This is a genomic window from Mycobacterium sp. UM_WGJ (assembly GCF_000455125.1).
Classification (GTDB): Bacteria; Actinomycetota; Actinomycetes; order Mycobacteriales; family Mycobacteriaceae; genus Mycobacterium.
Map to the genome: position 1 here is coordinate 12,999 of NZ_AUWR01000019.1, position 21,373 is coordinate 34,371.

Annotated in this window: 23 protein-coding genes and 4 tRNA genes; 13 read left to right on the plus strand and 14 right to left on the minus strand. The window is 68.1% G+C overall.

The window, feature by feature from the left end; genetic code table 11:
• Positions 1-16: 16 nt before the first annotated feature.
• From hemE to hemQ, 3 genes are read left to right on the plus strand one after another with little or no spacing between them, the layout of a single operon-like run.
• Positions 17-1,066, plus strand: a complete 1,050-nt coding sequence (hemE, locus tag N416_RS0107915) for a uroporphyrinogen decarboxylase (RefSeq protein WP_024441579.1) — start codon at positions 17-19, stop codon at positions 1,064-1,066.
• Positions 1,060-2,424: a protoporphyrinogen oxidase gene (locus N416_RS0107920; RefSeq protein ID WP_024441580.1), complete on the plus strand. Its 1,365-nt coding sequence runs from the start codon at positions 1,060-1,062 to the stop codon at positions 2,422-2,424. Before hemE ends, N416_RS0107920 begins: the two co-directional genes overlap by 7 nt.
• A gap of 35 nt (positions 2,425-2,459) precedes the next feature.
• The gene (gene hemQ, locus N416_RS0107925; RefSeq protein WP_024441581.1) at positions 2,460-3,161 is read left to right on the plus strand and encodes a hydrogen peroxide-dependent heme synthase; all 702 of its coding nucleotides are present in this window, start codon (positions 2,460-2,462) and stop codon (positions 3,159-3,161) included.
• An 88-nt stretch (positions 3,162-3,249) separates the two neighbouring features.
• Here the strand turns inward: hemQ and msrB are convergent, their stop codons facing one another.
• The 4 genes from msrB to N416_RS0107945 are packed head-to-tail and all read right to left on the minus strand — an operon-like array spanning position 3,250 to position 7,380.
• Positions 3,250-3,657: a peptide-methionine (R)-S-oxide reductase MsrB gene (gene msrB / locus N416_RS0107930; protein ID WP_024441582.1), complete on the minus strand. Its 408-nt coding sequence runs from the start codon at positions 3,655-3,657 to the stop codon at positions 3,250-3,252.
• 9 nt (positions 3,658-3,666) lie between these two features.
• Positions 3,667-5,007: an arabinofuranan 3-O-arabinosyltransferase gene (gene aftC, locus N416_RS0107935; protein WP_036457541.1), complete on the minus strand. Its 1,341-nt coding sequence runs from the start codon at positions 5,005-5,007 to the stop codon at positions 3,667-3,669.
• Positions 5,004-6,587, minus strand: coding sequence for an alpha/beta hydrolase (locus N416_RS0107940; RefSeq protein WP_024441584.1), 1,584 nt, complete (start codon positions 6,585-6,587; stop codon positions 5,004-5,006). Before N416_RS0107940 ends, aftC begins: the two co-directional genes overlap by 4 nt.
• 10 nt (positions 6,588-6,597) lie before the next feature.
• Positions 6,598-7,380: a pyrimidine reductase family protein gene (locus tag N416_RS0107945; protein WP_024441585.1), complete on the minus strand. Its 783-nt coding sequence runs from the start codon at positions 7,378-7,380 to the stop codon at positions 6,598-6,600.
• Between N416_RS0107945 and zapE the strand changes: the two genes are divergently transcribed.
• Complete coding sequence (gene zapE / locus N416_RS21440; protein WP_046300303.1) at positions 7,379-8,464, plus strand: cell division protein ZapE; 1,086 nt, start codon at positions 7,379-7,381, stop codon at positions 8,462-8,464. The two genes, N416_RS0107945 and zapE, sit on opposite strands and share 2 nt — an antisense overlap.
• A 32-nt stretch (positions 8,465-8,496) precedes the next feature.
• Here zapE and N416_RS0107955 read toward each other — a convergent pair whose 3' ends face one another.
• The 6 genes from N416_RS0107955 to N416_RS0107980 all read right to left on the minus strand — a co-directional run bounded on the left by N416_RS0107955 (position 8,497) and on the right by N416_RS0107980 (position 11,169).
• Positions 8,497-9,033: a hypothetical protein gene (locus N416_RS0107955; RefSeq protein WP_024441586.1), complete on the minus strand. Its 537-nt coding sequence runs from the start codon at positions 9,031-9,033 to the stop codon at positions 8,497-8,499.
• 55 nt (positions 9,034-9,088) lie between these two features.
• Positions 9,089-9,835, minus strand: coding sequence for a Clp protease N-terminal domain-containing protein (locus N416_RS0107960; RefSeq protein ID WP_024441587.1), 747 nt, complete (start codon positions 9,833-9,835; stop codon positions 9,089-9,091).
• 39 nt (positions 9,836-9,874) lie between these two features.
• Complete coding sequence (locus N416_RS0107965) at positions 9,875-10,462, minus strand: hypothetical protein (RefSeq protein ID WP_024441588.1); 588 nt, start codon at positions 10,460-10,462, stop codon at positions 9,875-9,877.
• Between the two features lie 441 nt (positions 10,463-10,903).
• Positions 10,904-10,978, minus strand: a tRNA-Val gene (locus N416_RS0107970).
• A gap of 17 nt (positions 10,979-10,995) precedes the next feature.
• Positions 10,996-11,066, minus strand: a tRNA-Cys gene (locus N416_RS0107975).
• Positions 11,067-11,096: 30 nt separating this feature from the next.
• A tRNA-Gly gene (locus N416_RS0107980) sits at positions 11,097-11,169 on the minus strand.
• 159 nt (positions 11,170-11,328) lie between these two features.
• On the opposite strand from N416_RS0107980, the gene N416_RS0107985 reads away from it, so the two are divergent.
• Together N416_RS0107985 and N416_RS0107990 are read left to right on the plus strand one after the other, a co-directional pair.
• Positions 11,329-11,400, plus strand: a tRNA-Val gene (locus tag N416_RS0107985).
• A 157-nt stretch (positions 11,401-11,557) separates the two neighbouring features.
• Entirely contained in the window at positions 11,558-13,063 is a 1,506-nt protein-coding gene (locus N416_RS0107990) for a carotenoid oxygenase family protein (protein ID WP_024441589.1), read from the plus strand.
• Between the two features lie 24 nt (positions 13,064-13,087).
• On the opposite strand, the gene N416_RS0107995 is transcribed toward N416_RS0107990, so the two are convergent.
• Positions 13,088-13,708 (minus strand): antibiotic biosynthesis monooxygenase, encoded by a 621-nt coding sequence (locus tag N416_RS0107995; RefSeq protein WP_024441590.1) that lies wholly within the window; start codon positions 13,706-13,708, stop codon positions 13,088-13,090.
• Between the two features lie 107 nt (positions 13,709-13,815).
• Entirely contained in the window at positions 13,816-14,472 is a 657-nt protein-coding gene (locus tag N416_RS0108000; protein WP_024441591.1) for a DedA family protein, read from the minus strand.
• Positions 14,473-14,584: 112 nt separating this feature from the next.
• On the opposite strand from N416_RS0108000, the gene N416_RS0108005 reads away from it, so the two are divergent.
• Entirely contained in the window at positions 14,585-16,252 is a 1,668-nt protein-coding gene (locus N416_RS0108005) for an acyl-CoA synthetase (RefSeq protein WP_024441592.1), read from the plus strand.
• A 12-nt stretch (positions 16,253-16,264) separates the two neighbouring features.
• Here the strand turns inward: N416_RS0108005 and N416_RS0108010 are convergent, their stop codons facing one another.
• The gene (locus tag N416_RS0108010; protein WP_024441593.1) at positions 16,265-17,071 is read right to left on the minus strand and encodes an enoyl-CoA hydratase/isomerase family protein; all 807 of its coding nucleotides are present in this window, start codon (positions 17,069-17,071) and stop codon (positions 16,265-16,267) included.
• 233 nt (positions 17,072-17,304) lie between these two features.
• Between N416_RS0108010 and fdxA the strand changes: the two genes are divergently transcribed.
• From fdxA to N416_RS0108035, 5 genes are all read left to right on the plus strand, one after another.
• Positions 17,305-17,649 carry a ferredoxin gene (gene fdxA / locus N416_RS0108015; RefSeq protein ID WP_024441594.1) on the plus strand — a complete coding sequence of 115 codons (345 nt, stop codon included), beginning with the start codon at positions 17,305-17,307 and terminating at the stop codon, positions 17,647-17,649.
• Positions 17,646-18,380, plus strand: coding sequence for a metalloregulator ArsR/SmtB family transcription factor (locus tag N416_RS0108020; RefSeq protein WP_024441595.1), 735 nt, complete (start codon positions 17,646-17,648; stop codon positions 18,378-18,380). Before fdxA ends, N416_RS0108020 begins: the two co-directional genes overlap by 4 nt.
• Positions 18,377-18,802, plus strand: coding sequence for a hypothetical protein (locus N416_RS0108025; RefSeq protein ID WP_024441596.1), 426 nt, complete (start codon positions 18,377-18,379; stop codon positions 18,800-18,802). Before N416_RS0108020 ends, N416_RS0108025 begins: the two co-directional genes overlap by 4 nt.
• Before the next feature lie 30 nt (positions 18,803-18,832).
• A complete protein-coding gene (locus N416_RS0108030) occupies positions 18,833-19,171 on the plus strand; it encodes a cupin domain-containing protein (protein ID WP_024441597.1) in 339 nt (112 codons plus the stop codon).
• Between the two features lie 65 nt (positions 19,172-19,236).
• Positions 19,237-20,127 (plus strand): nitronate monooxygenase family protein, encoded by an 891-nt coding sequence (locus N416_RS0108035; RefSeq protein WP_196805117.1) that lies wholly within the window; start codon positions 19,237-19,239, stop codon positions 20,125-20,127.
• A gap of 12 nt (positions 20,128-20,139) precedes the next feature.
• On the opposite strand, the gene N416_RS0108040 is transcribed toward N416_RS0108035, so the two are convergent.
• Positions 20,140-20,643: a DUF1990 domain-containing protein gene (locus tag N416_RS0108040; RefSeq protein ID WP_024441599.1), complete on the minus strand. Its 504-nt coding sequence runs from the start codon at positions 20,641-20,643 to the stop codon at positions 20,140-20,142.
• A gap of 64 nt (positions 20,644-20,707) precedes the next feature.
• Here N416_RS0108040 and N416_RS0108045 point away from each other — a divergent pair, with 64 nt between their 5' ends.
• Positions 20,708-21,322: a PaaI family thioesterase gene (locus N416_RS0108045; protein WP_024441600.1), complete on the plus strand. Its 615-nt coding sequence runs from the start codon at positions 20,708-20,710 to the stop codon at positions 21,320-21,322.
• Positions 21,323-21,373 lie beyond the last annotated feature (51 nt).

Here is a 21,373-nt window from a genome sequence, read left to right on the forward strand (position 1 = left end):
GGCAGCATTGAGCTCGATGAGTGCCCGTCGTGAACTGCCTGATTCCCCGTACCTGGCCGCCGCTACCGGCCGGCAACCCGACCGGATACCGGTCTGGTTCATGCGCCAGGCCGGCCGATCCCTGCCGGAATATCGTCAGCTGCGCGCCCAGCACAGCATGCTGGCGGCCTGTTTTGACCCCGAACTGGTCTGCGAGATCACGCTGCAGCCGGTCCGTCGCCACGACGTCGATGCGGCGATTCTGTTCTCCGACATCGTGGTGCCGCTGCGCGGCGCCGGGGTGGATCTGGACATCGTGCCCAATGTCGGCCCGGTGATCGCCAACCCGGTGCGCACCGCGGCCGACGTCGCCGCCCTGCGGCCGTTGGAACCACAGCAGGTGACAGCCGTCGCGGCGGCGGTATCGCTGCTGGTGGACGCGCTCGGAACGGTGCCGCTGATCGGCTTCGCCGGCGCGCCGTTCACCATGGCCTCCTATCTGGTCGAGGGCGGCCCCAGCCGCACCCATGCCCGCACCAAGGCGATGATGCTGGCCGATCCGGACACCTGGCATGAGTTGATGACCCGGCTCACGGACTTGACTATCGCGTTTCTGACGGTGCAGCTCGACCACGGCGTGGACGCCATCCAGTTGTTCGACTCTTGGGCCGGAACGCTGTGCCTGGCCGACTACCGGCGCTTCGTGGCGCCACACAGTGCCCGGGTGTTCGCCACCCTCGCCGACCGGGAGGTGCCGATGACGCACTTCGGCGTGCAGACCGGTGAGCTCTTGGGTGAGATGGCCGCCGCCGGCGCCACGGTCGTCGGTGTGGACTGGCGTACTTCGCTGACCGACGCCGCCGCCCGAGTGGGCGCCGGTCGGGCTTTGCAGGGCAACCTGGATCCGGCGGTGCTGCTGGCGGGCTGGCCCGCCGTGGAGCGTGCCGCCAAGGCCGTCGTCGCCGACGGGCGTGCCGCTGTCGCGGCCGGGGCGTCGGGGCACGTGTTCAACCTCGGCCACGGCGTGCTGCCGGAGATCGACCCGGGGGTGCTGACCGACTTGGTCTCGCTGGTTCATTCATTGTGACCACGTCGTACTGCGTCGTCGGGGGCGGAATCTCCGGTCTGGCCGCCGCCCACCGCCTGCGGGCGACACTCGGCGACGCAGTCGACATCACCATTTTCGATCCGGCCGACCGGCTCGGGGGGCTGTTGCGCACCGAGACCCTGGGCGGGATGGCCGTGGACGTGGGTGCCGAGGCATTCATCGCCCGCCGGCCCGAAGTACCGGTACTGCTGGCCGAGCTGGGTTTGGCCGATCGGCAGCGCAGTACCACCGGAGTGCGGCCGTTGCTCTACAGCCGCCGGCTGCTGCATCGGTTGCCGCCGGACACCCTGAGCGGGATTCCGTCGTCGCCGGAGTCGATGGCTGGGCTGGTCGACAACGGAACTCTCGCCCGGATCGCAAGCGAGCCCACCCGGCCGTTGGCGTTCGAACCGGGCAGTGATCCGGCTCTGGGAGCGCTGGTGGCCGACCGGTTCGGGGCACAGGTGGTCGCCTGCTCGGTGGATCCGCTGATCGGCGGGGTGTATGCGGGTTCGGCGGCGACCATCGGGCTGCGCTCGGCGGTTCCGGGCCTGGCCACCCTGCTCGATGAGGGTGCGTCCAGCCTGACCGAGGCCGTGCGGCGAGCACTGCCCACGACCACGGGTGGGCCGGTGTTCGGGGCGATCACCGGCGGGTATCAAGTGCTGGTCAACGCGCTGGTGCGCAGCGCCAGGCCGCGCTGGGTGCAGTCGGCGGTGACCCAGATCGACCCGACCGGCGATGGCTGGCTGTTACGAGACGCCAGCGGCGGGCATCATCGCGCCGACCGGGTGGTGGTCGCGGTGCCCGCCCCCGTGCTGGCCCGGTTGGCCACCGGCTTCGCGCCGCGTGCATCGGCAGCGGCCAGCCGGATCGGCAACGCGTCCTCGGTGGTGGTGGCGATGGCGGTACCCGCCGGTGCGGCGTTCCCGAACAACTCCGGAGTGCTGGTTGCCACCGGGGAACGACTGCACGCCAAGGCGATCACTCTGACATCGCGCAAATGGGGCGACCGGGGATACGGCGGCAGGGTCGAGGTGCTGCGGTTGTCCTTCGGTCGGTTCGGCGACCCCCGCACCAGCGCCTCGGATGCGGAACTGGTGGCGTGGTCGGTGCAGGACCTGGAAGCCGTCTTCGGCCTCACGGTGGACCCTATCGACGTGCGCGTGCAACGCTGGCCTGCGGCGATGCCGCAATATCGATCCGGCCATGCCGCTTTGGTCACCGGACTGCGCGCCGCGCTGCCACCGACCGTGGCAGTGGCCGGCAACTACCTCGACGGCATCGGGGTGCCGGCTTGCATCGCCGCGGCCGACCGGGCCGTAGCGGCCGTGATCAGCGCCACCCCGGCGCCCTAGCGAACTTCACAGCGCATCGTGGCAGCATATGGGCCATGGCGCACCTCGACTACGACAAGCTGAACTCCACTCTCCGCTACGTGATGTTCTCGGTGTTCTCGGTGAATCCGAGTGGACTCGACGCGGGTTCGCAGACCCGAGAGGCGATCGCCGACCAGGTCGCCACCTTCTTGAAGCAGCAGGAAGAGCGCGGCGTGGTGGTCCGTGGGGTGTATGACGTCGCCGGTCTGCGCGCCGACGCCGACTTCATGATCTGGACGCACGCCGAGCGCATCGAGGATCTGCAGGCCACCTACGCCGGGTTCCGCCGCACCGCACTGGGCCGGGCCTGCGCGCCGGTGTGGAGCAGCGTGGCGTTGCACCGGCCGGCCGAGTTCAACCGCAGTCATGTCCCGGCCTTCATCGCCGGTGAACCGGCAGGTGCGTACGTTTGCGTGTACCCCTTCGTGCGGTCGCTCGAGTGGTACGTCCTGCCCGAAGAGGACCGCCGCAGGATGCTGGCCGAGCACGGCATGGCGGCCCGGGAGTACAAGGATGTGCGGGCCAACACCGTGCCCGCGTTCGCCCTGGGGGACTACGAGTGGATTCTGGCGTTCGAGGCGCCCGAACTCGACCGGATCGTCGACCTGATGCGCGATCTGCGCAACACCGAGGCCCGGTTGCATGCCCGGGAGGAAACCCCGTTCTTCACCGGCCCCCGGGTCGAGGTAGACCAACTGGTGGCGTCGCTGCCGTAGCGGCCCTCGAAGCTGTAGTTAGCGCGGGAAAGTGCTAGGTGGTGGCCACGGTAACAACAGGCTCGGTGTTCAGGACGCGACGCGTTCGTCAGGACGGCGGCACCAACCGCAGACAAATCGAGTTGATGCAGTAGCGCTGGTCGGTGGGGGTGGGGTAACCCTCGCCGGTGAACACGTGGCCCAAATGGCTGTGGCAGGACGCGCACAGCACCTCGGTGCGCCGCATCCCCAGTGAGTCATCAGAGCGAAGTATCACCGCGTCGGAATCGGCCGGGTCGAAGAACGAGGGCCAACCGCAGTGAGAAGGGAATTTCTCTGTGCTGCGGAACAGTTCGGCACCGCACGCCCGGCATTCATAGACGCCTTCGGCGGTGGTGTCGGTGTATTCGCCGGTGTTGGGCGGTTCGGTACCGGCGCGGCGCAGCACCGCGAACTCTTCGGGGGTCAGTTTCGCGCGCCACTCGTCGTCGGTGAGCGACACCTTGGGAGAGGTCATGCCTCCACGTTAGCGTTCGCGGTGACCCGCTGCGCCCGGCTCCGCCGTCAGCCACGCCGGATCGATCCCGTCATCCAGGCGGCCCTGCTCCTTGGCGTCCAGGTAGCGGTAACACAGCACCGTGCAGATCACGATCAGCAGCAGTGACCAGCCGTAGGTGATCTTGAGGTAGTCCAGCGGTCGTCCGACGTTCATCCACCGGAAGATCAGCCACTTGTCCAGGGTCATGAAGCCGTAGACCCCCAGCCACGCCGGCCAGTTGCGCAGCACAGAGTTCGGCAGCACCACGGTCATCAGGAACGGGAACAGCACGATCGAGTAGTAGCCCTGCCCCAGTGACAGCACCAGGAACGACGCGGTCAGCAGCACACCCGACGAGGTCAGCATCCAGAACCGGGGGTCGCGGGTGCGGTAGTAGCGGTAGAGCAACCACAGGCTGACGGCGGCCAACACAGTGAACAGCACCCGCAGGAACAGGATCAGACCCGACGGCAGCCCGAAGAACACGCCGTTACCCAGGATCGAGGAGTTGAAGTAGTCGCGGGTGCCCATGATGTAGGGCACCGTCTGGGTGAAGTAGCTTTTCGGATCGCTGGCCAGCGGGAACGCCACCACGTTGAACAACACCGGCACCGCTATCGCCCCGACGAACGGCCGCCACTGCCGGCTCAGCAGCGGCAGTAGCAGCAGCGGTATCAGCACCGGTTTGACCACGATGGTCAGCCCGATGGCGACACCGGCCCACCACTGGCGGCTCTCCCGGCCGTCCAGCAGCCAACGCAGGAACAACACTTCGGCCAGCAGAATCACGCCGTTGATGTTGGTGAACACCAGTGTGCTGCTCACGCTTTCGGTGAGGAACATCGCGGCCAGCAGGGCCGGCGCGGCCACCGAGCTCAATCCGAATCCGAACATCCGCAACAGCAGGTAGGCGGCGAGCACGATCGCAATCGTGTTGGTGGCGATGAACGTGTAGCGCGACAGGGTCTCCGGCAGATACCCGAACGGTGACATCAGCAGGGTGCCGCCGGGGGAGTACAGGTAGTGCGGATCGACGTAGTCGAAGTGCTCGTTGTAGATGTCCAGGCCGTGCCGGAAGTTCAGCACGGCCCGGTACACCGGTTTGAAGTCATCGGTGATGTTGCCGTTCAGCGGCAGGATGATGGCCCGATGGATCAACGACATGATGGCCACCGGCCACAGCACCGAACGCAGTACGGTGGCGGTGCTCGGCGGGGACGTGGGGGGCCGGAACGCGGCCTGTAGGGCGCTGCCCGCCCGGTGTGTCAAGGAGTCGGCTGCCGTCACCAGCGAACCGTACCCCGGACCGGTCCCGGGAGTCCGGGTCAGGCCGGGCAGTAGACGTCGGTGTCGGGCAACTTGCCGCTGTCGAGGTAGCCGATCAGGGGCGGCAGCGTGCACGCCGAATACACCGCGGCGCCATGGCCGATGCCCTGCCACATCACCCGCTTGCTGGCCGATCCGGCGTTGATGACGGCCGCGGCGGTGGCCGCCACACCTTCCTCCCCGACGATCGGATCGTTCTGCACTCCCAGCAGCAGCACATCGATTTTGAGTTCCTTGGGCAGGTCCGGGGTGCTGCTGCTGGGCCAGCTCAGGCATTGCGCCATGTCCAGCGCGCCGACCGTGCCGAACTGCGGGTATTCCTTGCCCCAGGCGACCACCAGTTCCCGGACCCGGTCTGGCGTAGGCCGGTTGAGCGCGTCGGCGCATGAGTTGATGAAGTGGCCGTCACTGCCGGTGGTGCCTTGGGCCCGGTTGATCAGGTTGTTCAACAGGTTGGCGTCGCCGGAATTGGCCGAGGCCAGCGCCTTGGCCAACTCGTTGGTGGTGTTGACGCGATCGCCGGTGGGATAACCCAGGGCCGTCACGATCGCATTGGTCACCGCGGCCACCGAGGCGCCGCCGGGACCCTGCCCGGAGCGGGCGGAGTCCAGCACCGCGTTGACCGCACCCTTCGGATCCGGACCCAGTGCACAGCTCACCGCGACGCACTGCGCGGCGAACGCCTCGAAGGCCGCCTGCTGGCCCTTGACCCGTTCCTCGGCCGCGGCCTCGGCGGCGACTCCGAGCGGGATGGGGGAGTCCAGTGCCAGCCGGGCCACCTTCCCGGGATGCGAACCGGCGTAGGCCAGGGCGATCTGAGCGCCGTTGCCGATGCCGACCAGCGCGAGCGCGGGGATGTCCCAAATGCTGCGTAGCCGTTCGAGATCGGTGGCGGCGTGGGTGTTGTCGTAGGAGGATTCACCCGGCGAGATGGAGTCGGTGCAGTCGGTGGTGGCTTCCATGGTGACCGTGCCGAGACTGGCCACCGGGTCGTCGCCCGGGGCGAATTGCGCCTGATTCCACATTTCGTCGCGCTGGCTGCGATCACGGCAATCCACCGGGCTGGACATCCCGATGCCGCGCCGGTCCACGGCGACGATCGGGTGGCTCTTGAGCACGTCCGCGCCGGCCCGCGCCAGCCAGATCGGCAGCTGCAGCGACGACGGCAGGTCCCAGCCGGTGGTGAACACGACGGGACCGGCATCGCCCGGGGTCTGCACGGAGCGCGCCCGCACCACCCCGATGCCGATCGACCCGGAGCCGCCGCCGAGTGGGTCGACGTCGGCGTCGTAACTGGCGCAGTCCAGCCGCACCCCGGGTGTGGCTGGAACCGCGGCGTCGCCGAAGACCCGGGCGGTGCAGTCATGCCACGGCAGGTCGTTCTTGGGCACCTCCACCGGCGGCGGCCCGGCGTGATCCGAGGTGGATTCCGGTTGCCCCTGGGGTCCCGCGCCGGAGTTGGTTGCGAAACGCGGGTCGGCGGCCAGCCCGGGCGCGCAACCGGCCAGCAGGGGCGCGGACCCGGCCAGCACGACGGCAGCCGTCACCACCGCGATCCGGGCGAACCTCGAAGAGCTGGTCATGCCGTTCACCTTATAGGCGCGCGCTTTTGACGTAGCGGCCGTAGAGGTAGCCGGATTCGTCGGAGAGCAGATGCGCACATCGCATCGGCGTCGTCAGCTCACCCGGGCCGGTGGCGATCCGGCGGGCCAGGCCACCGACCAGATAGGGGGCCATGGTCAGGCACAGCTCGTCGAGCAGCTCTCGCTCGATGAACGATCCCAGCAGGGTCGGGCCGCCTTCGGTGAGGACCCGGAACTGCTCGCGCTGCGCCAGCTCGGCCAGCACTACGGCTTCATCGACCCGTCCGGGGTCATCGCCCGAACAGTCCAGTACTTCGGCGTAGCCGGCCAACCGCCGCCGGGTGTCGTCGGCGACCGCGGAACAGGTCAACACCAGCGGTGCCAGCTCAGTGTCGTTGAACACCCGCAGGTCTCGGTCCAGTTGCCCGGACTGGGTGACGATCGCCAGCCGGGGTAGCTCGGACTGTCCGCGGTCACGGCGGCCCTGGCGTTGGGCAACACCGAGCCGCGCTCCGCCGTAGTTCTCGACTCGGACCGTGCCCGCGCCGACCAGCACGATGTCGGCCAGCGCCCGCAGCAGCATGAACAGGGATCGATCACCGGCTCCGGCCAGCCCGCCGGAGGTGCCGGCCACCGTTGCGCCGCCGTCGATGCTGCCGATGAAATTGGCGCGCAGCCACACGCGTGGCGCGTCGGTTTCGGGATAGGCGTACAGCCGGCCCAGTTCGGCGTCGTCGACGGGCGCCGTGGAGCCCAGCAGGGTGAATCCGGGGTCTGCGGTGAGGTCGGACATGGCCTCGATTGCACCATGTGACTACAGTTCGTGCGTGCCCAATCCAGCCGCCGAGTCGATAGACCATCTGGTGGACCGGCATCCGGCGGTATCCCCAGAACGGTTGATCGCGCAGCTCAAGCCGCCGCCGACGTTCGCGGGTGCCAGCTTCGCCAGCTACCGGCCAGACCCGGCGCAACCCAGCCAGGCGGCCGCGGTGACCGCGTGCACCGCGTTCTGCGCGCAGGCCGTGACCCGGCGCGCCGGACGGCGCAAGCTGCTGGGCAAGCGTGAGGTGTTGCCGGGCGTGGGTATCTACCTCGACGGCGGTTTCGGTGTCGGCAAGACGCACCTGCTGGCCTCGATCTATCACACGATCACCGGCGCCGGGGATGGCGCTGGGCAGGCGCCTGGCACGGCATTTGCGACGTTTATGGAGCTGACCCAGTTGGCCGGGGTGTTCGGTTTCACCGAGTGCATCGAGTTGCTCGGCGGCTATACCGTGGTGTGCATCGACGAGTTCGAACTCGACGATCCGGGCAACACCACCCTGGTGTCCCGGTTGTTGTCGGAGCTGGTGGCGCGCGGGGTCTCGATTGCCGCGACCTCGAATACGTTGCCTGAGCAGCTCGGCGAAGGTCGTTTCGCGGTGCAGGACTTTTTACGCGAGATCAGTGCGCTGGCAAGTATTTTCACCCCGGTACGCGTGGACGGTCCGGACTATCGGCACCGGGATCTGCCGCCGGCGCCCGAACCGCCCTCAGCGGAACAGGTCACGCAGCGCGCAGCGGCGAGCCCCGGGGCGACACTGGACGACTTCGACGGGCTGTGTGTCCACCTGGCCACCATGCATCCGTCGCGCTACCTGACTCTGATCGAGGGGGTCACCGCGGTGTTTCTCACCGGTGCGCACCCCATTGACGATCAGAATGTGGCACTGCGGTTGGTCGCTCTCACCGACCGTCTGTACGACGCGGGCATTCCGGTGGTGGCGTCCGGGGCCAAACTCGACCAGATCTTCAGCGCCGAGATGCTGGCGGGCGGTTATCGCAAGAAGTACCTGCGGGCCACCTCCCGGCTGCTTGCGCTCAGCAGCGGGGGTTAGCGAGCCTCGACGTAGGAGAGGCGACGCTGGACTCACAGATTCCACTGCGCCAGGCGCAGGCCGGTATTGCGCGACAGCATCACCACGTGGGTGACCAAGCCGCGGTAGACGTCCCAGTACACGCCACCGTCGACGGTGGAGCCCGCGGGAGCGTTGGTAAGCACCGCGTCCAGGGTGGTCGGGTCATCGGTGTGCTTGGCCACGTATGCGTCGCCGCCGGGCGTGACACCGTCGAAGGTGACTGAGGCCGCCATGATGTAGGGGTTGGGTACCGAGATCGGGTGCACGGTCACGTTCGCCCGCCACGGCCCGCCCTGGTTGCGCCAGCGCGGCGAGCCGTTCGCGCCCCAGCCCGGGGGGATCTCGCTGGGCACCACGTCATGCACCGTGACGTCGGCGACGATCGGGCCGAATGCCTCATCGTGGTAGGAGATGCGCAGGGTGTCGCCGAGGCGACCGATCGGCGCTTCCGGGGTGGTGGTCGGCGTGGCGTACCCGGCGGCCGGCGCTATCAGGGCAGTCAACGCGGTGACGACGGAAGTGACCAGGGCCAGAATCCAGCGGTGCATCTGGGCATGATGGCACATCGAGATCGCGGGTGCAGCGGCCTTGGGGTTTGACGGGTCAGTTCGCGGTTTCAGGACCGGGGGAGGCCGGGTTCACGGTGATCGCCTCCAGTGCTCGAGCCAGATCGGCTTCGGCCCGGCCCCGGTCGACGCCGGCACGGTGTAAGGGGCCGGTGCCATCCTCGGCTTCCAGCAGCGCCAGCAGCAGGTGTTCGGTCCCGATGTAGTTGTGACCGAGGCGCAGTGCGGTGCGGAAGGTCAGCTCCAGTGCCTTGCGGGCCGGGCCGTTGAACGGGATCAGTGCGGGCGGTTCGGTGTCGCCGGGCTCAAGGGTGACGGCGGCGGCAAGGGATTGCGGGTCGATCTGCTGCGCGGTGAGCAATGCGGTGGCCAGCGCGCCGGGATCGTGCAGGAGTCCCAAGACCAGATGATCGGGGGTGATCTCGGTGTTGCGTGCTCGGTGGGCGGCGTTCTGGGCCGCAACCACAGCACTGCGCGCCCGCGGGGTGAAGCGGGCGAAGCCCTGTTCGGGATCGAGCGTGGCGACCTCGGGACGCGGGACGAACTTCTGCTGCGCCGCCTGCTTGGTGACGCCCATGCACTTTCCGATATCGGTCCACGAAGCCCCTGATCGGCGCGCCTGGTCGACGAAGTGCCCGATCAGATGGTCGGCGACTTCGCCGAGGTGCTCGGCGGCCAGTACGGCATCGGTCAACCGCTTCAGGGCGTCGTCGTGCACGCCGGTGATGGCGTTGATCAGGTCGTCGAGGCGGACGGAGGGCACGAGCGGCGTCGGATCGGCCATGCCGTCAACGTTAGGTTGACGCTAGAGAATCGTCAACGGTTAGTTGACGACCGGGGACGGGACGGCACGGCTGGGGGAGGGCAACAGCCATTCCCCGAAGCCGTCGGCGAACCCGGATGACGGGGCATACCTGACTTTCGCCGGGCTGACACCCGCAGGCAAGGCGAACACCACGCAGCCGGTCGCGGACTCGCCGGGGGCGATGTGGAACATGCCGGCGTCGAAGTTCGTGCACTCGCCGACATCTTTGAGATTCGGCGCGTAGCGCTGCCCGTCGGAACCGAACGCCCAGACGTTGGTGTTGACGTCGCCGTTCATGGTTGCGGTTCCCGGGTTGGCGATCGTGAACTGCGTTGCGATGTAACTGATGCCCGGGTCGCCGGGGCCGGGCGTGATGGTCGCGGGGTCGAACACCTTGTCCAAGGTGACGGTGACGGTGCTGCCATCGACTCGGGTCAGGGACAGAGTGTCGCCGGTGTGCCCCGCAGGTTTCGGGGTGGCCGGGCTCGATCCGCTGAGGGTGCCGGCCGCGGGTGGCGCACTCGTCGAGTCGGTGTGGCTCGAACACGCCGCTGACATGGCGGCGGCCAGGGCCAATACCGACAGGGCGACGATGGGTCGATTCATGGGGCCACGTTTCGCAATTCCCGCTTCGTGCATTGCTAACGATTGTGGTGCTTACCAGCCGGTGGCTTCGTCCCGGCCCGGGATTCCGCTCGATCTCCGCTAATGCGACTTTGTGCAGCGTGATCCGGTCTGTGGATGCAGCTAACAAAGCCGCGCAACGTCCGCGATGGACCGGGCGATGGTCGAATCGCTGCTCGCAGGTGCTACCGGCGGCCCGCACGGGAGCAACAGAATCGACACCTCGGCAAAGGTCCGCGTCCGGGCGGGATTGGGAGTCTGCTCGGTTGCGGCCTCGGGGGGCTGGTCGGTGGCAGCGTGTTGGGCACCATCGTGACCGCGCTCGTCGGCATGGCGCTCAAAGGCGAACAAGGCCTAGTTGTTCGAAACGGAAAAACCCCTGTCGTCACGCGGTGGCGGCAGGGGTCTTCACAGTGTTGAGTCTGGTGCGCGGTACTGGGATTGAACCAGCGACCTCTTCCGTGTCAGGGAAGCGCTCTCCCGCTGAGCTAACCGCGCTTAGAGCCTTGGGACGGAGGTGGAGACGGGAATCGAACCCGTGTGCACGGCTTTGCAGGCCGTTGCCTCACCACTCGGCCACTCCACCGCAAGGGGTTGATGCCACTTGACACCCTCGAGCGGATGACGGGATTCGAACCCGCGACCCTCACCTTGGCAAGGTGATGCGCTACCAACTGCGCTACATCCGCGTGCCTCGGGCGAGATCGTCGCCCGGTGCGATGCAGAACATTAGCCGACTGATGTGAGACAACACAACTTTGCATGTCAGAGCGGCGAGTCGCCCGAAAGGCGGCCTGCGCATTGATGCTTAGCGGGTTCGGCGTGCTAGTGTTCGTCCTCGTTCATCCGGTCTCGTAGCTCAGGGGGAGAGCGTCCGCCTCACACGCGGAAGGTCGCTGGTTCGATCCCAGCCGGGACCACAAGAAAGCCACCTGGTGACAGGTGGCTTTTCTCGTTCTGTGGCAAGCCAGACCGTGTCAACGACGGTGTCGATGCTCCGGCGCTCAAACTGAGACTAATCTGCAGCTGCGTCTTCAGTTTGGTTCGTTGGCGAGCGCCGCTAGGTGAGGAGTTCCCGTGACGTCCTACAGTCCGACGCCGAATGCAGCCTCCGCCGCGCACCCGGGCCTGGAGCGATATCTGGCGACGTTGACGACCGGCGAGCGGCACTGTGCGGCAGCACGGCTCGCCGGCCTCGCCGACGCCGACCACTGCAGCCTCGGAGTCAGTGAACCGCAACCCGTCGAGTACGACTACCGCGTCACCGAGATCGAGGGATCGCTGCCCGCCGACTTAGCTGGGACGCTCTATCGCAATGGCCCCGGACGGTGGGAGGACCACACCGGGCGGCCGCTGCATCACCTCTTCGACGGCGACGGCATGGTCTCGGCGTTCACCATCGGCGACGGGAACGTGCACTACCGCAATCGCTACGTCCGCACGCGCCACTACCTCGGCAAAACGGGAACCCGACACTTGGGCACCGCCGCGGCCGGCGGCTGGCGGACCAACATCGGCAGGATCCCGCCAAATCTGGCCAACACCAACATTGTTGAGCATGCCGGCCACCTTTATGCACTGTGGGAGGGCGGTCCGCCACACGAGATCGACCCCGTCACCTTGGAGACGCGGGGCGTTCGCCGATTCGGCGGGCGGCTGCGATGGATGGGTTCCTACTCGGCGCACCCGAGCTTCTGCCCTCGCAGCGGGGAGATGTTCAACTTCGGGGTCGAATTCATCCCGCGGCCGCACCTGCGCATCTACCGCACCGATGTGCGTGGACGCCTGACGCACTTTCGCTCGGCGGGGCTGCCTTACGTCGCCATGGTGCACGATTTCGCGCTCACGGAGCGCTACCTGGTGTTCCTGGTGTCGCCGATCATTCCCGACGCGGTGCCGATCGCCTTAGGGCTCAAGCCGCTCGGCGACGCCATGCACTATCGACCCGAGCGTGGCAGCGCGTTCATCCTGGTCCCGCGCGACGGCGGTGACATCCGCCAGGTCGGGTGCGACCCCGTGCTCCAGTTCCATCTGAGCAATGCCTACGACGACGGCAGCGATGTGGTCGTCGACTCGATCACCTACGCCGACGGCCGGCTGCTGGAGCGCATCGCACGATTTCACACCAGCACCCTGGTGGATGCCCGGTCGGAGTTCACCCGATTCCGCATCACCGCATCGGGTCGTGTCACCCGTGAACCGTTGAGTGACACGCCTTGCGAGTTTCCCCGCCACCACGGCGGCTACGAGGGACGGCCGCACCGATACGCCTATGTCAGCAGCCGCAGGCGACTGGGCTCGTTCTACGACTCGATCACCAAGCTCGACTTGATCGAGCGCACCGAAACCACCTACACCGCCCAGGGGACCGGCGACAGCTTCTGCGAGCCCGTCTTCACCCCGCGGCCCAACGCCACCGCGGAGGACGACGGTTGGCTGCTCACCGTGGAATACCATGCCGCGCAGCACAGGTCACGATTGGTGATCTTCGACGCGCGCGATCTCGACCGCGGCCCCGTTGCCACCGCCCAGCTGACCCACCACATCCCGCAGGGGTTTCACGGCAATTTCAGCCCCGGCTAGGCCAGAGCAAACTCCGCCGGGAGCTCAGGCCATCTCGGGCACGTTGAGATGGGCTATCGCCAGATCGAATTCCGCGACTTCGAGCACCTCGGCACCCGCGTCATTGACGGCGCGGGCCCAGATCGCCTGCTCGCTGGCGCGACTGGCCACCAGCGCCGCTCGGTCGTCGAAGCTGACCGACGACACCGCGCGTCCCGAGTGCCGATCCACCAGCAAGGTGGTGCTGCAGAAACCGTGCAGATCCTCCAACTCAGGGATCAGCGCCAGCTTGTAGGTGTCGATCATCCGCTCGCAGCCCGCCGGGTCGGTCCGCAGCCAGGTGACGCGCACACCCGCGTGCCGCCGAGACCGGTGATCACGGCGCACCGCGGCGATCTCCCAGCGGGTGATCTCGGCAGTGGCGTGGAAGATCTCCGCGGCACGGTCGCACATCTGCTGAGCGCCGGCCTCGCTTGCTCGCAAGGTGTCCTCATCCAGCCAGGACGAGGTGACGATGCACCGGCCGGCGTCGCGGTCGACCAGCATTGACATCCCCGCACAGCCGTCCATGTCGGCCAGGGTCGGCATCACTACGCCGCGGACGTGGGTGATCCCCTCATCAAGGAAGGACGGATGGGCGTGAATGGTGGTTGCGCGCGCGAACATAAGGGCCTCCGGGTGATCGGGCGACGCCCCGGCGGCGCCGCCGGTCCCTTCCACCATGCTCTCGCTTGGGTGCGGGGACAACCCTTATTCGCCCACCAATTCGCTGGCTATTCGGTGACGGGGTCCCGCTGGGCTCGATGTTGGGCATCTAGCTCCGCGATCTGGGCACCGACGCGGCCCTTCAGTGCGAGGGCAGCGATCAGCCCGGCGAGCAGCGCGATCAGCAGCGCCACCCAGGAGAACCGGGACAGCCAGTGTTCGGCTGCGACGCCGGCGTAATACACCAGGGCGGTAGTCCCGCCGGCCCAGAAAATCGCGCCGGTCACGTTCGCTATCAGAAAGTGCGGGTAGTGCATCTTCAGAGCCCCGGCCAGCGGGCCGGCCAGGATACGCAGCAGTGCCACGAATCGACCGAAGAACACCGCGCTGGCGCCCCAACGGCCGAAGGACCGTTCGGCGAAGGCGACATGGCCGGGGCCGAAGTGATTCGGAAATCGACGGCCCAGGCGGTCGAAGAGCGGCATACCGAATCGCCGGCCGATCGAATAGCCGATTGAGTCACCGATCACCGCACCGATCACCGCCGCCACCGCGACACCGACCGGATCGACCCCCAACTCGTGCCGCGATGACAACAGCGCGGCGCCGACCAGCATGAGTTCGCCCGGCAACGGGACGCCCAGGCTCTCTACCCCGATGACCGCGCCGACGAGCAGATAGATCAAGACGGGCGGGATCGAGTACAGAAGGACATCCACCGACATGCGGCCAAGCATGCCTGACGTTGCCCAGGAAAGCCCGTCACGACCGTCGGCGGCCCGGAGATGTGTCACCTAGTAGCGTTGCCCAGGCGTTGCGATCGATCGAGGAGGGGTAGTGGAATTCAACCTCGCCCAAGTGTTCTCAGCAGTTGCGGCGGCCATCGGCGATCGGGACTGCATCGTCTTCGGCGACCGGCGATTCAGCTATCAGCTGATCGAGGACCGATCCCGCCGGTTGGCGCGGGCGCTGCATGAGCGCGGCTTGGGCGCACGCCGCGAGCGGTCCGAGCTGGCCCCCGATGAATCCGGTCAGAGTCACCTCGCGCTGTACCTGGCCAACGGCAACGAATATCTGGAAGGCATGCTCGGTGCCTACAACGCCCGGGTCGCGCCGTTCAACGTCAACTACCGCTACGTCGCGGACGAATTGGTCTACCTGCTGGCCAACGCCTCCACCGAGGCGATCATGTACCACGCCCGGTACGCCCCCACCTTGGCCGAAGCGCTGCAGCAGGCCGGTGACCTGCTGCCCGCGATGCCGCTGATCCACGTCGATGACGCCTCGGGGAATGCGCCGCTGCCCGGTGCGGTGCGCTACGAGGAGCTGCTGGCCACCACCTCCGCCGAACCGTTGGGCCTGGCGCTGTCCCCGGACGATCTATACCTGCTTTACACCGGTGGCACCACCGGCATGCCCAAAGGCGTGTTGTGGCGTCAGCACGACATCTTCGTTGGCGCCATGGGCGGCCGTCAGTTCGGCACCGGCGCCGTGCCCACCACCGTGGAAGAGATCGTCGAACGCGCCCGAACGGCAGCGGCCGCCGGCTCGATGACGGTGGCGCCGTTGATGCACGGCGCAGCCCAGTGGGCCGCCTTCATCACCCTGCTGGGCGGGCGGCCCTTCGTGATGTCGGCGACCACCGACCGGTTCGACCCGGTCGGGGCCTGGGAACTGGCGGCCAAAGAGCGGGTCATATCGCTCTCGATCGTCGGCGATGCCTTCGCGCGCCCGCTCGCCGACGCACTGGAAGCCGGAGGCGCCGCGCTGGCGGACGATCTGTCGGGACTGTTGGTGCTGGCCAGCGGCGGAGCGCCGCTCACCGTGCCGATCAAGCAACGCCTCTTGGATCTGCTGCCGCAGCTGTCGATCCTCGACGCCGGCGGCTCCTCGGAGACCGGGGCGCAGATGGGGCAGACCACCAGCCGGGCTCAGGCCTCCACCGGCCGCTTCACCCCGAACCCGGGCGCGGTCGTGGTCAGCGAGGACATGGCCCGCATTCTGCGGCCCGGCGACGACGAGATCGGCTGGCTGGCACAGCAGGGATATGTGCCGCTGGGTTATCTCGGCGACCCGGAGAAGTCCGCGCGCACCTTCCCGGTCATCGAGGGGATCCGGCATTCGGTCCCCGGCGACCGGGCCCGCTGGGACGCCGACGGTGGCATCGAGCTGCTGGGCCGAGACTCGGTGACGATCAACTCCGGCGGCGAGAAGATCTTCGCCGAGGAGGTCGAAGCCGCGATCGCGCATCATCCCGCGGTCTACGACGTTGTGGTGGTGGGCCGGCCCAGCGAGCGGTGGGGCAACGAGGTGGTCGCGGTGGTTCAGCTGGCGCCGGGCGCCGACGCCGGGGCGCAGGACATCGTCACCGAGGCCGCCAACTACATCGCGCGTTACAAGCTGCCCAAGGACGTGGTGTTCTGCGCCCAGCTGCAGCGTTCACCGTCGGGCAAGGCCGACTACCGCTGGGCCAAGGAACAGGCGCTCGGCGCGCAACGGGTCTGAGCGGCCGCCGGCTCAGCCGAACTGCGGCTTGCGCTTCTCCCGGATGGCGGCCAACCCCTCGTGCACGTCGGGACCGGAGAAACCGAGGAACTCCAGCCCCAACGCGGTCTCGAAGGCCGGCGCGAACTGCCGATACCAGTAGTTGAGGCTGTGCTTGGTGAAGCGGATCGCGTCTTGGGCGCCGTGCGCCAGGTCGTCGGCGATGCGGGTCGCGGTGGCCAGCACCTCGTCGTCGTCGACGCACTTGGAGACCAGTCCGATTCGCTCGGCCTCCTCGCCGTGCAGCGTTTCGCAGGTCAGCAGGTAGTACTTGGCCTTGGCCATGCCTACCAGCAGCGGCCAGCAGATCGCCGCGTGATCCCCCGCGGCCACCCCGAGCTTGGTGTGGCCGTCGATCAGTCGGGCGGTGCGCCCCGCCACCGAGATGTCCGCGAGGAGTGCCACCACCAGTCCTGCGCCGACGGCCGGGCCATTGATCGCCGAGATCACCGGCTTGGAGAAGTTGACCATGTTCAGCACCAGATCGCGGGCCTCGCGCAGCACCTGCATCCGTCCGGCGTGATCACCGACGATCTTTTCGATCAGCTCGAAGCTGCCGCCGGCAGAGAAGGCCCTGCCCTCACCTCGCACCAGCACCGCCCGCACGTCGTCATCGCGGTCGAGAGCCGGCCACACGTCGGCGAGATCACGGTGCATCTGCGGGCCCACCGAGTTCAATCCCGGCGCGTCCAGCACCAGCTCCAGCACGCCGTTGTCGCCGGGCTCCAACCGAAGGCTGGGGAAGTCGGCGGAGGCACGGTAACGCGGGGCGTCAGTCATCATTCGTTTCTACTCGACGGCCCCACGCCGCGACACTGCGGCCTCCCACTGGCACGTCCGTGAAACCGCCCCGCAGTGGACTGCTGTTCTGAGTGAATCCGCAACGAGCACAAGCGTTCTCGGGTCAGTCGGGTGGCCGCCGCGGGGGAGTGCCGAGACCCCGCATTCGGCCTCCCGAGATTTAGGTCTGCCTTTCTAGTTTCTACAAAATCCCTTGTGTAAACTCTCTGCCCATGGCATATGTGATCGGGAAGCCGTGCGTTGACGTGATGGACCGGGCCTGCGTGGAGGAGTGCCCGGTTGACTGCATCTACGAAGGCGGACGAGCCCTTTACATCCACCCGGACGAGTGTGTGGACTGCGGAGCCTGCGAGCCGGTGTGCCCGGTCGAGGCCATCTACTACGAAGATGACCTCCCGGACGAGCTCCAGCCGCACCTGGCCGACAACGCGGAGTTCTTCACCGAGGCGCTGCCCGGGCGCGATGAGGCGCTCGGCTCGCCCGGCGGCGCCGCCAAGATCGGCCCGCTGGGCATCGACACCCCGCTGGTGGCCAGTTACCCACCCCAGGGGGAGTGAGCGACATCGCCAAGCCGCCTGTACCACCTGGAGGACGTCGCCTCGACGTTCTGCGGCTGGTACAGGCCGCCGACGAACCGCTGAGCATCGCCCAGATCGCCGACGAGCTGGGGGTGCACCCCAACACGGTGCGTTTTCACCTGGACACCCTGGTTGAAGAAGGTCGCGTCGAGCACACCGAGCCCGATCACAAAGGACGCGGACGCCCCGCGCTGATGTTCCAGGCCATCCGCCAGATGGACCGGGGCGGAACCCGCCGGTTCCGGCTGCTCGCCGAGATCCTCACCATCGGGCTGGCCGCCGACGCCGACCCCAGCGGCAAAGCACTGGCTGCCGGCCGGGCGTGGGGGCATCGGCTGCGGCCGCTGCACCAGCCATCCGGTCCCGTCGACGCCGAAGAATCCACCGACCACCTGCTCGAGATGCTCGACGAGCTGGGCTTCGAACCCGAACGCCTGGAATCCAATGACCCGGGAGACGAGCAACTCGGTCTGCGACACTGCCCGTTTCTGGAGCTCGCTGAAACCTCCACTCAAGTGGTCTGCCCGATCCATCTCGGGCTGATGCAGGGAGCCCTGGAGGCCTGGGACTCGCCGGTGACCGTCGACCGACTCGATCCGTTCGCCAAACCCGATCTGTGCGTGGCGCACCTGAAGTCGGCCACCCGCAACGGAAGCCCGGTCGATCTCTCGCCCCCCACCGCGGTACGTGCGGAAGGGCCCACCGGGTGAGTGCCGGCGCCTCGGTCGCGATCGCTGCGACATTCATCTGGCTGGGGATGGTGACCGCGATTTCGTTCATGGAGGCGCCGCTGAAGTTTCGGGCGCCCAACGCGACCATCCCGATCTGTCTCGGCATCGGCCGGTTGGTCTTTCGGGCCCTCAACTCCGCCGAATTCCTGCTGGCCGCCGTTATCGCGGTCACCTTCGCGATCGAGCGGCCGACCATGGGCGTCGTGGTGACCTACGCGGTTGCCCTGGGGATGCTGCTGGCGCAGGTGGTCGCGGTGCGCCCGGCATTAGGTCGACGCGCTGATCAGGTGCTGTCCGGGCTGGAGGCGCCCCGCTCGCGGGCGCACTACGCCTACGTCGCATTCGAGCTGGTCAAGGTCGCCGCGCTGGTGCCGCTGGGCGTCCTGCTGCTGTCCCGCTGAACCGTCCCACCGAGTGTGAAGGAGAACCCGATGGAATCGACCTCGCTGAATGTGTTGGCCGACGAGAAGCTCGCCGAGGCCACCCAACATCACAGCGGCCGGGCGGCCCACACCGTCTACGGCGGATCGGTGCATCACCTGCGCCAGACCTTGGTCGCACTGCAGGCCGGCCAGTCGCTGGCCGAGCATGACAGCCCGGGAGAGTCGACCCTGCAGGTGCTGCGCGGCCGGGTGCGCTTGACCGCCGGTGACGACAGCTGGGAGGGGGCGGCCGGCGACCTCGTCACGCTGCCGCGCACCCGCCACGCCCTGGAGTCGCTGGAAGACGCCGTGGTGCTGCTGACCGTCGCCAAGAGCGCCTCGCACTGAGCGTGCCGCTGAGCACACCCTGGTCGCAGGGGGCCGGTCTGCGGGTGCCCATCCTCAACGCCCCGATGGGTGGGGTGGCCGGTGGGCGGCTGGCCGCCGCCGTCACCGCCGCGGGCGGGCTGGGAATGATCGGAATGGGCAGTACCGCCACGGCGGCCTCGCTGGCCACCGAGTTGGCCGCGCTCGGGGCCGCACCGCGGTTCGGGATCGGCTTGGTGGACTGGGTGATCCGCGATCAGCCGGACCTGCTGGATGCCGCGCTGGCTGCCGGCCCGGCGTTACTGTCGGTCAGCTTCGGAGCTGACCTGTCGTGGGTGCGGCGCGCCCACGCGGCCGGGATTCTGGCTGCCACCCAGGTCTATGACACCGACACCGCCCGACGTGCCGAAGACGCCGGGCTGGACGTGCTGGTGGCGCGCGGCGCCGAGGGCGGCGGCCACGGCGAGATCCGGCTGGCCACCTTGCCACTGCTCGACACCGTCCTGGACAGCGTCGAGGTTCCGGTGCTGGCCGCGGGCGGCATCTCCGGGCCGCGCAGCCTGGCCGCCGTGTTGGCCGCCGGTGCGGCCGGGGCGTGGCTGGGCACGGTCTTCTCGGCGTGCCCCGAGGCCCTGACCGGCGAGGCTGCCCGCCGCACACTGATCTCGGCCGCCGGCACCGACACGATCACCACCCGCGTCTTCGACGTCGGGCAGCGCCTGGACTGGCCGGCACGGTTTCCGTCGCGGGTGCTGCGCAATGACTTCACCGGCCGCTGGATCGGCCGCGAGGACGATCTGGCCGGCGACCGGGAGGCGGGCGCGGAACTGGCCGCCGGGATTGCCGCCGACGATCAGCGCATCGCCCCGGTCGATGCCGGTCAGGGCGTGGGCATGCTCACCGACAGCCGCCCGGCGGCAACGGTCCTCAACGAGCTGTGCACCGGGGCGCAGCGCCTGCTGGCGCGCTGGAGCTGACCCGCGGCAGCGTCACACCGCCCGCAGATAGCGCTTGGCGATGGTGCGCTGCGCCAGCCGCCCGATCGGACCGGCTGCCCTGGTCCACCAGGTGGCGGGCCGGGAGAACGCCCGCACCTGCGCGTACACCGTCTCGTCGGCCGGGTCGTAGCGCACCGAGAACAGTTCCTCACCGGATTCGGGATGCCCGGCCAGCGTGCCGTAGGCGAAACCGCGCCGGTTGAGCTCGTTGACGACGTAGACCACCCGGCACGGCGCGCTCAGCACGCCCAGACGTACGCGCGCCACCGCGTCCACCGCGGCGATGTCGCTGTCGGCGTGCACCCGAACCCCCAGCCCAGCGCCGCGCAACATGCCCCAGCGCAGCACCGCATCGCCGGCCTCCTCGAAACGCCGGCGACCCTTGCCGATCGGTGCGCTCAGGTCGAGGTGGTGATACCCGTCGGGCAGCGTTGCGGCGGTAGCGCCCACTTCGGCGTAGGTGAGCGGCAACCCGCGCAGCGTGCTCAAGTCCACGGCCCAACCTTGCCATCGCGGGAGCGCCGCCGGCACCCCAATTGCCGGAACGTTAAATAGGGGAGTGAGTGCCCCACATGCCGGCGGCGGCTTCAACCCGCCCGAACCGACCGAAAAGGGCGGGCCGGACTACGGCCGGTTCTTGGAGAACGTGCGCGCCCTGCAGGACCACGCCCGTGCCGCCGACGCCCCCGCCGAGGTGATCAGCCGCGCCGCCGACGCACTGGCAGAGGTGTGCGCGCTGCTGGCGCCGTTCGACACCGATGAATGGTCCTCACCGTCCGGGCGACGGCTGGACCTGCCGATGCGCGGCAACCTGCTGGCAGTGCCGATGAAGCTCAAGAAGGGCGACGACGGGCGGTTGCGCGGCTGGGCCCGGTTCCGGCGATTCCACCTGGGGCGCAACGGCGCGGCGCACGGCGGGGCCATCGGGTTGCTGTTCGACTCGGTGCTGGGAACCGCGTCCTGGCTGCTGACCGGTGGGCCCTATCAACGCACCGCCTACCTGCACCTCAACTACCGCCAGATCGTCCCGATCGACAAGGAGTTGCAGGTCGAAGCGTGGATCAGCCGGACGGAGGGACGCAAGATCTTCGTCGAGACCAGACTCTGCGACGGCGACACCGTGCTGACCGACGGCGAGGCGTTGTTCGTGGTGCTCAAACCCGGCCAACCATGAACCCGGCGTACTCGCGAACGGCTGGCCACCAGCGCCCCGATAGCATGGTCG